At 70.7% G+C, this 16,246-nt stretch carries 10 protein-coding genes and 1 pseudogene; 8 read left to right on the top strand and 3 right to left on the bottom strand.

Going from position 1 to position 16,246, the window contains the following annotated elements:
- Nucleotides 1-293: 293 nt before the first annotated feature.
- Complete coding sequence (locus EIM48_RS10170) at nucleotides 294-3,167, bottom strand: TonB-dependent receptor (RefSeq protein WP_028915242.1); 2,874 nt, start codon at nucleotides 3,165-3,167, stop codon at nucleotides 294-296.
- Between the two features lie 427 nt (nucleotides 3,168-3,594).
- On the opposite strand from EIM48_RS10170, the gene EIM48_RS10165 reads away from it, so the two are divergent.
- The 4 genes from EIM48_RS10165 to EIM48_RS10150 all read left to right on the top strand — a co-directional run bounded on the left by EIM48_RS10165 (nucleotide 3,595) and on the right by EIM48_RS10150 (nucleotide 10,496).
- Nucleotides 3,595-4,890: an MFS transporter gene (locus EIM48_RS10165; RefSeq protein ID WP_125111584.1), complete on the top strand. Its 1,296-nt coding sequence runs from the start codon at nucleotides 3,595-3,597 to the stop codon at nucleotides 4,888-4,890.
- Between the two features lie 76 nt (nucleotides 4,891-4,966).
- Nucleotides 4,967-7,828 (top strand): glycosyl hydrolase 115 family protein, encoded by a 2,862-nt coding sequence (locus EIM48_RS10160; protein WP_125111583.1) that lies wholly within the window; start codon nucleotides 4,967-4,969, stop codon nucleotides 7,826-7,828.
- 42 nt (nucleotides 7,829-7,870) lie between these two features.
- A complete protein-coding gene (gene uxaC, locus EIM48_RS10155; protein WP_019397911.1) occupies nucleotides 7,871-9,295 on the top strand; it encodes a glucuronate isomerase in 1,425 nt (474 codons plus the stop codon).
- Between the two features lie 58 nt (nucleotides 9,296-9,353).
- Nucleotides 9,354-10,496, top strand: coding sequence for an endo-1,4-beta-xylanase (locus tag EIM48_RS10150; RefSeq protein WP_125111582.1), 1,143 nt, complete (start codon nucleotides 9,354-9,356; stop codon nucleotides 10,494-10,496).
- Between the two features lie 9 nt (nucleotides 10,497-10,505).
- Here the strand turns inward: EIM48_RS10150 and EIM48_RS10145 are convergent, their stop codons facing one another.
- Complete coding sequence (locus EIM48_RS10145) at nucleotides 10,506-10,922, bottom strand: hypothetical protein (RefSeq protein WP_019397913.1); 417 nt, start codon at nucleotides 10,920-10,922, stop codon at nucleotides 10,506-10,508.
- Nucleotides 10,923-11,070: 148 nt separating this feature from the next.
- Here EIM48_RS10145 and EIM48_RS10140 point away from each other — a divergent pair, with 148 nt between their 5' ends.
- On the top strand, nucleotides 11,071-13,482 hold the full coding sequence (locus tag EIM48_RS10140; protein WP_125111581.1) for a DEAD/DEAH box helicase: 2,412 nt from the start codon (nucleotides 11,071-11,073) through the stop codon (nucleotides 13,480-13,482).
- A gap of 101 nt (nucleotides 13,483-13,583) precedes the next feature.
- A pseudogene (locus tag EIM48_RS10135) lies at nucleotides 13,584-14,363 on the top strand (ribonuclease H-like domain-containing protein); the annotation flags it as partial.
- 58 nt (nucleotides 14,364-14,421) lie between these two features.
- On the opposite strand, the gene EIM48_RS10130 reads toward EIM48_RS10135, so the two are convergent.
- Nucleotides 14,422-14,865, bottom strand: a complete 444-nt coding sequence (locus EIM48_RS10130; protein WP_199728410.1) for a hypothetical protein — start codon at nucleotides 14,863-14,865, stop codon at nucleotides 14,422-14,424.
- On the opposite strand from EIM48_RS10130, the gene EIM48_RS10125 reads away from it, so the two are divergent.
- Entirely contained in the window at nucleotides 14,806-15,237 is a 432-nt protein-coding gene (locus tag EIM48_RS10125; protein ID WP_125111580.1) for a hypothetical protein, read from the top strand. The genes EIM48_RS10130 and EIM48_RS10125 overlap by 60 nt on opposite strands.
- Nucleotides 15,234-16,241, top strand: coding sequence for an aromatic ring-hydroxylating dioxygenase subunit alpha (locus tag EIM48_RS10120; RefSeq protein WP_019397917.1), 1,008 nt, complete (start codon nucleotides 15,234-15,236; stop codon nucleotides 16,239-16,241). The genes EIM48_RS10125 and EIM48_RS10120 overlap by 4 nt, the downstream gene beginning before the upstream one ends.
- Nucleotides 16,242-16,246 lie beyond the last annotated feature (5 nt).

Genomic DNA, 16,246 nt, shown 5'->3' with positions numbered 1-16,246 from the left:
GATGCTGGATTGGAAGGTGGAAGATGCCACCCGGACTGTCTCCCCGGATGGGTGGCGGGTGCGTGCCCATTGCACGTTACCGCTACCATCGGGCTCGAAGCATACCCGAAAGGAAGGCTTGTGCCGGCCTGTCCGCGCAGGCATTGCTTGACCGCTCATGCGGCGCTTCCGCGCGGGCCTGACGGACGCGCGCAAAAGCCTTGTTTCCAAGGGTTTTCCGCCCCCGGAAAGGACGCGGCCCACGCCGGCGCCGGAGCGCCGGGTGGGCCGCAATCCTTACTGCAGTGCAGCAATCAGAACGTGCCGCGGATGCCCACGGTGACGGTCCGGCCCGGGTCGTACAGGTCGTTCACCGCGTTCGGGAACGCGAAGTACGAACGGCGCTCCTCGCCGGTCAGGTTCAGCACGTTGAAGGTCAGCTGCGGCTGGGTCCTGATGTTCTTCAGCGTGTAGCTGGCCGACAGGTCGAGCTGGCCGCGGTCCTCGCCGTAGATCTGCGCGAACGGGATGCCCTGCTGGTTCGGACCGGTGCCGGTGGCGCCCTCGGTCCAGGTGTAGGACAGGCGCACCGAGGCGACCTCGTTCTCCCAGTAGGCGGTGGCGTTCCACAGCGACGGGGCGACGCCGTAGACGTTGTTGGACAGCGCCTCCGCGTCGCGGCCCAGGGTCTTGATGTCCAGCTTGGTGTAGTTGGCCATGATGCCCAGGCCTTCCAGCACCACGCTCAGCGGCTGCACCCAGATCGCCTCCCAGCCGCGGATCTCCAGCTCGGCGTCGGCGTTGACCTGCTGCTGCACGTTGACCGTGGCCACGTCCGGGCCGCCGCGCGAGTTGATCGCCTGCTGCTGCGAGTCGACCAGGTCCTCGAACGGAATGCCCAGGCTGCGGAACGGACGGGTGGTCACGCCCTGGTAGGTGTAGCCCTCCACGCGCTTGTTGAAAAAGGTCAGGCCGACGAAGCCCTCGGCCCCGGTGTACCACTCGCCACCGATGTCGAAGTTGGTGGAGATGTACGGGGTCAGGTCCGGGTTGCCCTGGTTGGCCACCTGCGCCGAGATGTCGGTGAAGGTGGTCGCCGGCAGCATGGAGCTGGGGTTCGGGCGGGTCATGGTGCGCGAGGCCGAGGTGCGCAGCACCACGTTGTCGGCCACGTCCCAGGCGGCGCTGAACGAAGGCAGCCACTCGGAGTAGTCGCCGTCCAGGGTCTGCCAGAAGCGGTTGCCGCCGATGGTCACCGGGCCGCTGATCTCCTGGTCGGTGGTCACGTAGCGCACGCCGAAGTTGTAGCGCAGGCCGCGGTTCATGATCTCCGACTCGCCGTTGACCATGACGTAGGCCGCCTTGGTGGTCTCGTCGAAGCCGCCGGTGGAGCCGCCGGTGTTCGGGCCGGCCGCCTCGTCCGCCGCGTCGCGGTACTGGGCGTAGTTGGTGTCGCGCATGAAGCGCTTGTAGTCCACCGAGACGAAGCCCGCCGGGCCCGGCACGATGTAGTCGGCCAGCCTGGCGTCGTCGACCAGGTCGAAGGCGTACGGCTGCCAGCCGCTGCCGGTGTCGCCGAAGCCCTGGATGCGGCGCTTGTTGTTGTCCCACGCCACGCCGAAGCTGACGTTGTTGCGGTCGTCACCCAGCTGCAGGTCGGCGCGGAAGCCGCTGGTCTCGGTGACGCGCTTCTCGTTCTGGGCCCACACGCGGCCGCCCTCCCAGGTCCAGCCCAGGTTGGGGTCGTTGAGGTCGATGTCGGTGGTCCAGCTCGGGATGCTGCCGTTGTTGGTGTACTGCAGCGTGGTGAACGGCGAGTTGAACAGGATCGTCGGCGACTCGCGGAACATCCAGCTGCGGCTGGCGTTGGCCTGCACGTCCAGCTTGATGTTCTGGTCGGCGCCGAACCAGAAGGTCGCGCCCGGGGTCACGTGCCAGTACTTGACGTCCTCGACGTACGGGCGCGCTTCCAGGAAGAACTGGGCGTTGGTGAAGGTGGCGCTGGTGACGACGTTGTTGGCGTCCAGCTGCATGTTCAGCGGGATCATCGCGCCGTTGCGGCCGACCAGGTTCATGTCCAGGCGCTGGTTGGTGCGGTGCGCCTCGGTGTACAGCACGTCGACGTAGGCCTCGACGGTCTCGTTCGGGCGCCACTGCACCGAACCGAGGAAGGCGTCGCGGTCGCGGTCGCCGGACATGTGCACCGGACGGCCCAGGCGCGGGATCAGCGCTTCGCCGATCTGGGCGGTGCTCAGGCCCGGGTTGTTGGCCTCCAGCCAGGCGGCGTCGATCGCCTGGCCCGGGGTCAGGCCGGCGGCGATGGTGGCGGCGTTGTTCGGCACCACGTCCGGGATGCGCCAACCGTTACCACCGGTGACATTGCACGGCTGGCCGAGGGCCGGGAAGGCGGCCGGGTCGCCGCCGCTGCCGCACTGGGCGTTGGTCAGGTTCGGGTTGGTCCAGCCGATGGTCTCGTAGCCCTCCACGCCCAGCTTGCCGCGCTGCGAGGTCACGCCGGCCAGCACGCCGAAGGTGCCGTCGGCGTTGGTCCAGGAGCCGATCAGGGTGCCGCGCGGGCTGGCCTTCTCGCTGTTGTCGTTGTAGTCGGCCTGCAGCGAGTAGGTCAGGTGGGTGCCCGGCATGTCGAACGGGCGCATGTTGCGCATGTCGATCACGCCCGCGGCGCCGCCTTCCGGCAGGTTCGCGGTCGGCGACTTGTAGACCGTCAGCTGGTTGAAGAACTCGGTCGGGAAGATGTTGAGGTCGACCTCGCGGTTCTGGTTGGTCGCATCCAGGCCGATCGAGGCGGTCGCCACCGAGGCGCCGTTGATGGTGGTCTTGGTGAAGCTGTTGGGCAGGCCGCGGATGGCGACGTTCAAGCCCTCGCCGTTGACGTCGCGGTTGAGCTGGATGCCGGGCACGCGCGACAGCGACTCGGCGATGTTGGTGTCGGGGAACTTGCCGATGTCCTCGGCGAAGATCGAATCGGTGAAGCCGGTGGAGTCACGCTTGGCTTCGGTCGAGTACTGCAGGCTCTGGCGGAAACCGCGCACGGTCACCGTGTCGAGCTGGACGGCCTGCTCATCCTGGCCGGCCTCGTTGTCCTGCGCGATGGCGCCGCCGCTGGCAAGCGCCAGGCACAGCAGGCCCAGGGCGCGCGACAGTTCTGTCTTGCAAGGCTTCTTCACCGTACTCCCTCCCGTTTCTGGTGGCCGGCGGCGCGACTCAAGGGGGTGCCGCAGTCCACCGGTGTCTTTCGCTGATTGGTATGTGGGTTCCGCTACCGGGCGATATCAGTTTGAAATCGATGATACCGGTCCCATGAGCGGCGGCGATGGTAGCGCCCGCTGAAAACCGTACGCAAGCGCGTGTTGGCTGAATGCGCGGATGTTGCAGCGCACGATGAAAAGCGCTGTTTTTCAAGGGACTTTTGCGGGCTCGGGATGACAGCGCTGACATCCCTGTTTTTGCGGCCGGATGCCTTGGTGATGGTTATCCCGCTGTGTTAATGATACCGATATCAATGCGGTTCACTTTCGCGGGAGGGTTTATGCTGCGCTGCAGTAAAAGACATTTTTTGTTGCGTTGCAGCAGCGCGGTGCGCGGAGGTAACCGGTGAACAAGGCCAGCCCGGCCGCCGCCGAATCCATCGGTCGCTACCGCTGGCGCGTGTGCGCCATGCTGCTGGCGGCGACCACCATCAACTACATCGACCGCCAGGTGCTGGGCGTGCTGGCGCCGTTCCTGCAGCACGAGATCGGCTGGAGCGAGCTGGAGTACGGCTACATCGTCATCGCCTTCCAGGCCGCCTACGCGATCGGCCTGCTGTGCGCCGGCGCGGTGATCGACCGCTTCGGCACCCGCATCGGCTACGCGCTGGCGATCAGCATCTGGTCGCTGGCGGCAATGGGCCACGCGCTGGCGGCCAGCGTGCTCGGCTTCATCGTCGCGCGCTTCGCGCTGGGCCTGGGCGAGGCCGGCAACTTCCCGGCCGCGGTCAAGACCGTGGCCGAGTGGTTCCCCAAGCGCGAGCGCGCGTTCGCGGTGGGCATCTTCAACGCCGGCTCCAACATCGGCGCGATCGCCGCGCCACTGATGGTGCCGGTGGTGGCCGTGGCCTGGGGCTGGCAGGCGGCGTTCCTGTGCACCGGCGTGCTCAGCGCGACCTGGCTGGCGGTGTGGCTGGCGCGCTACCGCAGTCCGGAGCAGCACCCGAAGCTGTCGCCGGCCGAGCTGGCGCACATCCGCTCCGACCCGCCGGAGTCCACGGTCAAGGTGCCGTGGCTGCGGCTGCTGCGCCACCGCCAGGCCTGGTCGTTCGTGGCCGCCAAGTTCATCACCGACCCGGTGTGGTGGCTGTTCCTGTTCTGGCTGGGCAAGTTCCTCGCCTCCGAGTACGGATTGTCGCTGGCCAAGATCGGCCCGCCGATGATCGTGGTGTACCTGATGGCCGATTTCGGCAGCATCGCCGGCGGCTGGCTGGCCGGGTGCTTCGTGCGCCTGGGCTGGAACCTCAACCGCGCGCGCAAGGGCGCGATGCTTGTGTGCGCGCTGTGCGTGGCGCCGGTGGCGCTGGTGACCCAGGTCGACAACCTGTGGCTGGCGGTGGGCCTGATCGGCCTGGCCATGGCCGGCCACCAGGGCTGGTCGGCCAACGTGCTCACCCTGCCCTCGGACATGTTCCCGCGCCAGACCGTGGCCTCGGTGGTGGGCATCGGCGGCTTCGCCGGCGCGGTGGGTGGCATGGCCATGTCGCTGTTCACCGGCGCGCAACTGCAGTCCACCGGCAGCTACGGCACGATCTTCCTGATCGCGGGCTCGGCCTACGTGGTCGCGCTGCTGGTGGTGCACCTGCTGGCGCCGCGCCTGGAACCGGCCCGTTTCGAGCTCCCGCGCGCGCCCGGCTCCTGAGCCGGCGCGTGCCCCACTGACGCCGCGACCGGTGCCACGTGCGCCGGCCGCGGCCGCCGATGCGAGAGAGACGTTGATGACCAAGCGACACCTTGCCCTGCTGCTGGGCGCCGTGCTCCTGATCCCGGGCGCGGTGTTCGCGCGCCAGGACTGCCGCGCCCCGGCCGCGGTGTGCGAAGCCCGCAGCGCCGGCAGCCTGCCGCTGATCGAGCGCGGCACCCCGCTACCGGTGCTGGTGGACGAGGGCGACTTCGAGGCAGTGAAGCTGGCCGCCGAGGCGCTGCGCGGCGACCTGGCGGCGGTCGCGGGGCGGCCGGCGGCGGAGGCCGCCACGCCGAAGCTGGCGATCATCGCCGGCACCCTGGGCCGCAGCCCGCGGGTCGATCGCATCGTCCGCGAACACCGGATTGATACCGGTGGCGTAAGCGGCGTGTGGGAGGCCTACCTGCTGCAGGTGGTGGAGCGGCCGGAGCCGGGCATCGAGCGCGCCCTGCTGGTGGCCGGCGCCGATCGCCGCGGCACCGCCTACGGCCTGTACGAGCTGTCGCGCCGGATCGGCGTCTCGCCCTGGACCTGGTGGGCCGACGTGCCGCCGCCCAGGCGCGCCAGCCTGCACGTCGCGCCGGGCCGCTTCGTCGATGCGCCCAAGGTGCGCTACCGCGGCATCTTCATCAACGACGAGGACCCGGCCCTGGGCGGCTGGAGCAAGGCGACCTTCGGCGGCACCAACCACCAGTTCTACGAGCGCGTGTTCCAGCTGGTCATGCGCCACAAGGCCAACTTCCTGTGGCCGGCGATGTGGCTGCCGCGCGCGTTCTACGACGACGATCCGAAGAATGCGGAAGTCGCCGACGCCTACGGCGTGGTGATCGGCACCAGCCACCACGAGCCGATGATGCGCGCGCACGACGAGTGGTCGCGCTACGGCAAGGGCCCGTGGGACTACCGCCGCAACGCGCAGGTGCTGCAGGAGTTCTGGCGCGGCGGCGTGGAGCGCCTGCAGGGACGCGAGGCGGTCGTCACCCTGGGCATGCGCGGCGACGGCGACGAGCCGATGAGCGAGGAGACCGCCACCGCGCTGCTGGAGCAGATCGTGGCCGACCAGCGCCGGATCATCGGCGAGGCCACCGGCAAGCCGGTGGAGCAGGTGCCGCAGGTGTGGGCGCTGTACAAGGAAGTGCAGGACTACTACGACAAGGGCATGCGCGTGCCCGACGACGTCACCCTGCTGTTCGCCGACGACAACTGGGGCAACATCCGCCGCCTGCCCGACCCGGCCGACAAGCGCCCCGGCGGCTACGGCGTGTACTACCACTTCGACTACGTCGGCGGCCCGCGCAACTACAAGTGGCTCAACACCACCCAGGTCGAACGCGCCTGGGAACAGATGCGCCTGGCCTGGGCCCACGGCGTGGAGCGGCTGTGGGTGGTCAACGTCGGCGACATCAAGCCGCAGGAACTGCCGATCAGCGCCTTCCTCGACCAGGCCTGGGATCCGGACGCGGCCGACCTGGAATGGATCAGGACCTACCCGGCGCGCTGGGCGGCCGAGCAGTTCGGCCCGGCGCATGCGCAGGCCGTCGGTGACATCCTCACCCGCTATACCCGGCTCAACGCGCGGCGCAAGCCGGAACTGATCGACGCCGCCACCTGGAGCCTGGTCCACGACCGCGAGGCCGGGCGCGTGCTGTCCGAATGGGATGCGCTGGTGGCGCAGGTGCAGGCACTGGCGCCGAAGATCCCGGCCAGCCATCGCGACGCCTGGTACCAGCTGGTCGAATACCCGGTGCTGGCCAGCGCCAACCTCAACCACCTGCACGTGGCGGTGGCGCGCAACCGGCTCTACGCCGCCCAGGGCCGCGCTTCGGCCAATGCCTGGGCCGAACAGGCACGCAAGCTGTTCGCCCGCGACGCCGAGCTGCAGCGCGTGTACGAGCAGGAGATCGCCGGCGGCAAGTGGATCCACATGATGAGCCAGCCGCGGATCGGCTATACCCACTGGCAGTCGCCGCCGCGCAACATCCTGCCGGCGCTGGCCAGCGTCGACGCGCCGGAAAAGGGCGTGACCGGCGTGGCGGTGGAAGGCGATCCGCTGGCCTACCCCGCCCTGCTCAAGGCCCCGCGCCTGCCGGAGCTGGATCCGGTCGCCGCCCCGACCCGCGAGGTGGTGGTGTTCAACCGCGGCCAGGCGCCGATCGCCTTCACCGCCACCAGCCGCGCGCCGTGGCTGAAGGTTTCCCCGGCTTCCGGCGAAGTGGCCGACGAGCAGCCGCTCAAGCTGGAAATCGACTGGGATGCCCTGCCGGAAGGCCGCCACGAGGGCGTGGTCTACATCCGTGGCCAGGACTGGACCGAAGTCTACGTAACCGTGCCGGTGCACAAGCCGCCGCAGCATCGCGGCGCGCGCGGCTTCGTCGAGGGCGACGGCGTGGTGGCGATCGAGGCCGAGCACTACGCGCGCGCGGTGCCGCCGCCCGGCGGGCGGTGGCAGGTGATCCCCAACCTGGGCCGCACCCTGTCGGCGGTCGCCGCCTGGCCGGCCACCGGCGAACCGCTGGTGCCCGGCGGCGACGGCGCGCGCCTGGAATACCCGGTGGTGATGCACGAGGACGGCGAGGTCGAGCTGCGCGTGCTGGTCTCGCCGACCCTGGACGTGCGCAACCGCGGCGGCCTGCGCTACGCGGTCTCGGTCAACGACGAGCCGCCGCAACTGGTCAACATCCGCCTGGATCCCAGCCCCGGCGATCCGGACTTCACCGCCTGGGAAGCGGCGGTGATCGACAACGTGCACGTGGCCCGTTCCCGCCACCGCGTGCGCGCCGGCGCCAACACGGTGAAGCTGTGGCTGGTCGATCCTGCGCTGGTGTTCCAGCGCATCGAGCTGGCGCGCCGGCCCATCCCCACCACCCTCGGACCCGCGGAAAGCGCGCGCCGCTGACGGCGCGCGTCCTCCACCCACCCGCATCGACACGGAAGATCCATGAGCACCACCGGCCGCCCGCTGCACCTGCACGAAGACCGCCTGTTCCCCTCCGATCCGACCCAGCGCGCGATCGCGCGCCGCCTGTATTCGCAGGTCGAGGGGCTGCCGATCATCAGCCCGCACGGGCATACCGACCCGGCCTGGTTCGCCGGCAACGCCAGCTTCGCCAACGCCACCGAGCTGCTGCTGGTGCCGGACCACTACGTGTTCCGCATGCTCTACAGCCAGGGCATCGGCCTGGACGCATTGGGCATCCCCCGCGCCGACGGCAGCCGCGCCGCGGTCGACCCGCGCGAGGCCTGGCGCCTGTTCGCGCGCAACTTCCACCTGTTCCGCGGCACGCCCTCCTCGCTGTGGCTCAACCACGTGTTCCACGAGGTGTTCGGCCTGCGCGTGCGCCTGGACGCCGGTACCGCCGACCACTACTACGACACCATCACCGCCGCGCTGCAGGACGAGGCCTTCCGCCCGCGCGCCCTGTTCGAGCGTTTCGACATCGAGGTGATCGCCACCACCGAGGGGCCGCTGGACCCGCTGGTCCACCACCAGGCGATCCGCGACAGCGGCTGGAAGGGCAAGGTGGTGACCGCCTACCGCCCCGACGAGGTGGTCGATCCCGAGCACGAGGCGTTCGCCGCCGCGCTGGAACGCTTCGGCGCGATCACCGGCGAGGACGTGTACAGCTGGGACGGCTACCTGCGCGCGCACCGCAACCGCCGCGCCTTCTTCAGGTCGCTGGGCGCGACCTCGACCGACCACGGCCACGAGAGCGCGCTGACCGCGGACCTGTCGCGGGCCGAGGCCGAACGCCTGTTCGCGAAGATCCTCAAGGGCGGCTTCTCGCGCGAGGAAGCGGCGCTGTTCCGCGGCCAGGTGCTGACCGAGATGGCGGCCATGAGCCTGGACGATGGCCTGGTGATGCAGCTGCACCCGGGCTGCTACCGCAACCACAACCCGCTGCTGTTCGCCCGCCACGGCCGCAACGTCGGTGCCGACCTGCCGCTGGCCACCGACTACGTGCACGCGCTCAAGCCGCTGCTGGACCGCTTCGGCAACGAGCCCGGCTTCACCTTCATCCTGTTCACCCTCGACGAGAGCACCTACTCGCGCGAGCTGGGCCCGATGGCCGGCCACTACCCCTGCCTGTACCTGGGCCCGGCCTGGTGGTTCCACGACGCGCCGGAAGGCATGTGGCGCTTCCGCGAACAGACCCTCAGCACCGCCGGCTTCTACAACACCGTCGGCTTCAACGACGACACCCGCGCCTTCCTTTCCATCCCCGCCCGCCACGACGTGGCCCGCCGCATCGACTGCGCGGTGCTGGCCAAACTGGTGGCCGAGCACCGGCTGGACGAGGACGAGGCCGCGGAGGTCGCCGTGGACCTGGCCTACCACCTGCCCAAGCGCGCGTACAGGCTGTAACCCGCGCCGCGACGCCTCCCCGGCGCGCGGCGATCCCGTCGACCACCGGAGCCTGCCCATGATCCGTCCCCGCACCGCCCTGCTTGCCACCCTGGCCCTGGCCTGCGGCAACGTCCTGGCCGCACCGCAGACGCTCAGGGAGGCCTACCGCGACGACTTCCTGGTCGGCACTGCGGTCAACGACGCCATCGTCAGCGGCGAGGACGCGGCGCAGCAGGCGCTGGCGGTGCGGCACTTCAACGCCGTCACCCTGGAGAACTCGATGAAGGCCGAGGTCCTGCACCCGGAGCCGGGCAGGTGGGACTTCGAACGCGCCGATGCCTTCGTCGGGTTCGGCCGCAGACACGGCATGTTCGTCGTCGGCCACACCCTGGTCTGGCACAACCAGACCCCGGACTGGTTCTTCCAGGACGACGCCGGCAGGCCGGCGGACACGGCGACGATGCGCGGCCGCCTGCGCCAGTACATCCACACCGTGGCCGGGCGCTACGCCGGCAAGGTGCATGCCTGGGACGTGGTCAACGAGCAGATCGGCGAGGATGGCCGCTACCGCGATACCGCCTGGGTGCGCGCCTACGGCGGCGACGGCGATGCGCTGCTGCGCGACGCCTTCCGCTTCGCTTCCGAGGCCGCACCGGATGCCGAGCTGTACTACAACGACTTCAACGCCTGGCGCCCGGAGAAGGTGGCCGGCATCGTGCGCATGGTGGAGATGCTGCGGGCGCACGGCATCCGCATCGACGGCGTCGGCATCCAGGGCCACTGGGGCCTCAACTACCCCTCGCTCGCCGAGATCGAGGCTGCCATCGACGCCTACCACGCCGCCGGGGTCAAGGTGATGGTCACCGAGCTGGACGTGGACGTGCTGCCGCTGACGAAGGAAGGCCAGATCATCGGCCAGTGCATGCTGCACCCGCAGTTCCAGCTGCCCGAGTTCAAGCGCTTCCTCGACCCGTACCGCGAAGGACTGCCGGACGAAGTGCAGCGCCAGCTGGCCGACCGTTACGCCGAGCTGTTCGCGCTGTTCCACCGCAAGCGCGACAAGCTGGCGCGGGTGGCGGTGTGGGGCATCGCCGACGACATGTCCTGGAAGAACGGCTACCCGATCCCCGGCCGCACCAACTACCCGCTGCTGTTCGACCGCCAGCGCCAGCCCAAGCCGGCGTTGGAGGCGGTGCTGCGGGTGCCGCAGGGCAGGTAGGCGCCGCGCTCAGCCTTCCCCGCCGGCCTGCCCGGGCTGGCAGCGCAGCGGATGCGCCCAGCCCCCGGCCTTGACCACGGCGATGCGGTCGGCCGGATCGAAGGCCACGAGGATGTCGCGCTCGCGGTCCGGTCCGCCATGGGGATCGGACCACGGCAGCCGGCGCGCGGCGATCACCAGGAACGGCGAGGTCGCCAGCACCCGCCCGGTGCCGTCCCAGCAGCCGGTGTAGGCGCACAGCGACAGGCCGCCATCGCTGGCGAAGGCCAGGTCCATGGGGGTGAACTCGCCCTTGTTGGCGGCGCTGCAGCCATCCTCCAGGCAGGTCACCTCCACGTCGTTGAAGCAGCGCCAGGTGTCGGCGCGGGCGCCGCCGCAGGCCAGGCCCAGCACCAGCGCGGCCAGCGCGCACATGGACTTGCGCATGCATCTCCCCCCCTTGGGTCTACCCGCGGCCGATGGTGCCGCGGCCCGGCGGTGTGCGCCAGCCTGAAGCGGACAGGTCGGCCGCCGCCGCGTCGCACGGATTGAGACGGCAGCCGCGTACAACCCCGCGCTCCACGCTGGAGCCGCCATGCCCGAACTAGCCCCCCTGACCGCGTTCGACCGCCCCGCCCTGCCCGTGCCCGGACCCGACGGCGCCAGCTTCGCCCTGCGCCTGGCCGGCAAGTACCAGGGCCGGGTCACCGGCCACTTCGTCCAGCCCGGGCGCGAGGGCCGCTACGCACCGCTGCCGCGGGAGCTCCCGCCGCGCCTGGCCGCGGCCCTGCGTGCGCGCGGCGTCGAACAGCTCTATTCGCACCAGGCCGAGGCCTGGGAGGCGGTGGCCGGCGGCGGCCACGTGGTGCTGGCCACGCCGACCGCCTCGGGCAAGTCGTTGTGCTACACCCTGCCGGTGGTCAGCGCGGTGATGACGCGCAAGGCCAAGGCGCTGTACCTGTTCCCGACCAAGGCCCTGGCGCAGGACCAGGTGGCCGAGTTGCTGGAGCTCAACCGCGCCGGCGACCTGGGCCTGAAGCCGGCCACCTTCGACGGCGACACCCCGGGCGACCAGCGCCAGGCGATCCGCCTCAACGGCGACATCGTGGTCTCCAACCCGGACATGCTCCACCAGGGGATCCTGCCGCACCACACCAAGTGGGCGCAGTTCTTCGAGGGCCTGGAGTACGTGGTGATCGACGAGATCCACAGCTACCGCGGCGTGTTCGGCTCGCACCTGGCCAACGTGCTGCGGCGGCTGAAGCGCGTGTGCGCGTTCTACGGCACGAAGCCGCAGTTCATCCTGTGCTCGGCCACCATCGGCAACCCGAAGGAACACGCCGAGGCGCTGCTGGAGGACGAGGTCCATGCGATCACCGAATCCGGCGCGCCCAGCGGCGACCGCCACGTGCTGCTGTGGAACCCGCCGGTGGTCAACCCGGACCTGGGCCTGCGCGCCTCGGCGCGTTCGCAGTCCACCCGCATCGCGCGCGCCGCGCTCAAGGCCGGGCTCAAGACCCTGGTGTTCGCGCGTTCGCGGACCATGGTCGAGGTGCTGACCAAGTACCTGAAGGACGTGTTCGACAGCGATCCGCGCAAGCCGGCGCGGGTGCGCGCCTACCGCGGCGGCTACCTGCCCACCGAGCGGCGCGAGGCCGAGCAGGCCATGCGCGCCGGGCGCATCGATTGCATCGTCTCGACCTCGGCGCTGGAACTGGGCGTGGACATCGGCAGCCTGGACCTGGTGGTGCTCAACGGCTACCCGGGCTCGGTGGCCGCGACCTGGCAGCGCTTCGGCCGCGCCGGCCGTCGCCGGCAGGCCTCGCTGGGGGTGATGGTGGCCAGCTCCGACCCGCTGGACCAGTACATGGTGCGGCATCCGGAATTCTTCTCCGCCGCGCCACCCGAGCACGCCCGCATCGCCCCCGACCAGCCGGTGATCCTGCTCGACCACATCCGCTGCGCCGCGTTCGAGCTGCCGTTCCTGCGGGGCGAGCGCTTCGGCAGCGTGGAGCCGGAGGTGTACCTGCAGCTGCTGGCCGAGGACGGCGTGGTGCATCCGGAAGGCGGGCGCTGGGAGTGGATCGCCGACAGCTACCCGGCCAACGCGGTGAGCCTGCGCTCGGTGGCCGACGGCAACTTCGTGGTGGTCGACCGCACCGATGGCCGCCAGGTGATCATCGCCGAGGTCGATTTCAGCTCCGCGCCGCTGATGCTCTACGAGGGCGCGATCCACATGGTGCAGTCGGTGCCCTACCAGGTGGAGCGGCTGGACTGGGAGGGCCGCAAGGCCTACGTCACCCGCACCCACGTCGACTACTACACCGATGCGATCGACTACACCAGGCTCAAGGTGCTGGAGCGCTTCGACGGCGTGATTGCCGGCGCCGGCACCTGCCACCACGGCGAGGTGCACGTGGTGAGGCGCGTGTCCGGCTACAAGAAGATCCGCTACTACACCCACGAGAACATCGGCTATGGCCCGGTGAACCTGCCGGACCAGGAGCTGCACACCTCGGCGCTGTGGTGGCAGCTGCCACAGGCCGAGCTGGAGGCGCGCTTCGCCAGCCGCCAGGACGCGCTGGACGGCTTCCTCGGCGCCGGCTACGCCCTGCACGTGGTCGCCAAGGTCGCGGTGATGGCCGAATCGGCCGACCTGCAGAAGGCGGTCGGCAGCGGCGACGGCGCCTGGTTCGCCAGCGGCGACGGCCGCGGCCGCGGCCAGCTGCGTGCACTGGACGGCAGCATGGTCGATCCCGACCGCCACGACAGCTTCGTGCCCACCGTCTACCTCTACGACAACTACCCCGGCGGCATGGGCCAGAGCGAGCCGCTGTGGAAGCGCCAGCGCGAACTGGTGGTGCGCGCACGCGAACTGGTCGAACGCTGCGACTGCCGTGCCGGCTGCCCGGCCTGCGTCGGCCCGGTGCTGGCCGCGCAGGAGGACGAGGAGACCACGCCCAAGGCGCTGGCGCTGCGCGTGCTCGGCGCGCTGGAGGCGGCATGAGCCTGTCGCTGGCGAAACTGCAGCAGCTCAAGTGCCAGGCCGGAGCCAGCACGCCGCGCCGGGCGACGCCCCCGGCCACGCCCGGCGCGGCGGCCAGCCCCGACCTGGACCAGCTGCGCAGCCTGCTGCGGGTACGCGCGCGGCCGCAGGCCACGCCGGCCAGTGGCGACCGCCAGCTGCCCGGCGAGCAGATCGCGCCAGGCCTGTACCTGGTCGAGGAACGGTTGCACGACGAGCCGCTGCCGCAGGCCTTCGACGGCCGCTTCGACCGCGGCGAGCCGATAGATCCGGCGGACCTGCTGTTCTTCGATACCGAGACCACCGGCCTGGCCGGCGGCACCGGCACGCGCGCCTTCATGGTCGGCGCGGCGGACTGGCATCACGGCCAGCTGCGCATCCGCCAGCTGACCATCGCCAGCACGTCCGCCGAGGCCGCGATGCTGGACGTGCTGGCCGGCTGGGTCGGCCCGCGCACGGTGCTGTGCAGCTACAACGGCAAGTGCTACGACGCGCCGCTGCTGGCCACCCGCTACCGCCTGGCGCGACGCGCGCACCCGTTCGCCGGGCTGCGCCACGTCGACCTGCTCTACCCCACCCGCCGCCGCTACCGCGGCGTGTACGAGAACTGCCGGCTGGCGACGATCGAACGCCAGGTACTGAAGGTGGTGCGCGAGGACGACCTGCCCGGCTCGGAGGCGCCCGCCGCCTGGCTGGGCTACCTGCGCGGCGGCGGCGCCGGGCTGCTGCGGCGGGTGCTGGCGCACAACCGCCAGGACGTGATCTCCCTGTCGCGGCTGCTGCGGCACCTGTCGGCGGCCGGGGCGGAGCAGGCCGCCGCGGGGCTGCCGGGCGAAGCCATGCTGCCGGCGCCAGTCGCCTGAGGAGCCGGCGCGCGCGGCCGTGGCAGGCATGCGCACCGGCCGCGCGCGGGGCGGGAGCTCAGCGCCGGATCCGGGTGAACTCCGAGTACTCCCACTTGCGCAGGGCCAGCACCGCGCTGCAGCCGTTGCGCGCCTCCAGCGGCAGCTGCGAATCGTGGCGGGCGAGGGTGTCGAACTCGCGCGCCAGCTTCTCCATCTCCGCGGCGATGTAGCGCATGGAGCCGTCGGACAGCATGCCGGCAAGGAAGTGGAAGCCGTCCTCCGGCTCCGCGAACGGCGCGGCGAAGAACTCCGGCAGGATCCGCTCCAGGAAGAAGCCGTGCACCGGGCCGTTGCGCCTCCAGGTGAAGTTGCGCGCGGTCAGCTTGCGGATCCGGTACGGCGGCCGGTAGTCGATGATCTTCAGCGCGTCCAGGCGCAGCAGCAGCGAGACCAGCTCTACGTGGGCAAGTACTCGCGCTTCAACCCGGTGTACGGCGAAGGCTTCCTGCGCGCCTGGCACCGCGCCGGCCTGCTGCACTTCCACGGCCACCGCGACGGGGAAGGCCGGCTGCAGGCGATCGCCGGGGTGTTCGGCCACGGCCGCGTGGTGACCACGCCGATACTGGGCTACGACACCGGCCTGCCGCGGGAACTGGGCCTCTACCGCCTGGCCGCGATCAACGTCTACCGGCATGCCGCCGCGCGCGGGCTGGAGGTCAACCTCAGTGCCGGTACAGCCGGGTTCAAGCGCCTGCGCGGCGGGCGCCCGGCGATCGAGTACAGCGCGGTCTACGCCCGCCACCTGCCGGCGCGCGCGCAGCGCGCCCTGGACCTGCTCTCGGCCGCCAGCTGCCGGCTCGGTGCGCCCCTGTTGCGGAGATTCGCACTTTGACCTGGCATCCGGACCTGTACCGCCACTGGTATGCGGTGGCACGCACCGGCGAGGTGGGCGAGCGGCCGCTGGCCGTGACCCTGCTCGACACCCATATCGCCCTGGCCCGCGCCGGCGACGGCTGGATCGCACTGGAGGACCGCTGCCCGCACCGGCACGTGCCGCTGTCGGCCGGCTGCGTGGCCGATGGCCAGCTGCGCTGTCCGTACCACGGCTGGTCGTTCGACCGCGAAGGCAGGTTGCGCCACCTGCCCGGCCTGCCCGCGCACGCCCCGCTGCCTGGCGTGAAGGTACGCAGCTTCCCGGTGGTCGAATGCGACGGCTTCCTGTGGCTGCGCCCTGGCACGGAAGGCGAGCCTGCGCCGCCGGAGCTGGTCCGCGGCACGGACCCGGCCACGCGCCGCTTCCAGTGGCGCACCACCTGGAAAGCGCACGTGCTCGATGCCATGGAGAACTTCCTGGATCCGATGCACACCCACTTCGTCCATCCCGGCCTGGTCCGGGTGGAAAGCCGGAGGGTGGCGGCACGGGCCCGTTTCCAGGCCACCAGCGAAGGCTTCACCGTCGACTACCGCGGCACGCCGAAGCAGTCCGGGCTGCTTTACCGGCTGTTCGAGTCCGAGCGCACGATGGAGCGCGCATGGTTCGCCGCCCCCGGCAGCGCGCGCCTGGAGTACCGCTACGCCAACGGCAGCCGGATCCTGTTCGACCTGCACTTCAGCCCGCGCGACGCCGGATCGACCGAAGTGTTCGTGGGACTGCACGTGGAAGGCCGGCGTGCCCCGGCCTGGGCGATCCGGCTGCTGGCCTGGCCACTGCTGAAGAAGGTCAACGACCAGGACGTGCGCATGCTGGAACTGCAGGCGGGGAACCTGGCCCGCTTTGGCCGCCGGCGCGGGGCCTCGACCCCGATCGACGTGGTCCGTCCGGCGCTGGAGCGGTTCTGGAGCGAGGGCCGCCTGCCCGCGCCCGGCGAATGCTTCGAGGTGGAGATGATGCTGTAGCCGGC

It is taken from the genome of Pseudoxanthomonas sp. SGNA-20, assembly GCF_003931635.1.
Taxonomy (GTDB): domain Bacteria; phylum Pseudomonadota; class Gammaproteobacteria; order Xanthomonadales; family Xanthomonadaceae; genus Pseudoxanthomonas.
This window is presented reverse-complemented; position numbering and strand designations above follow the sequence as displayed.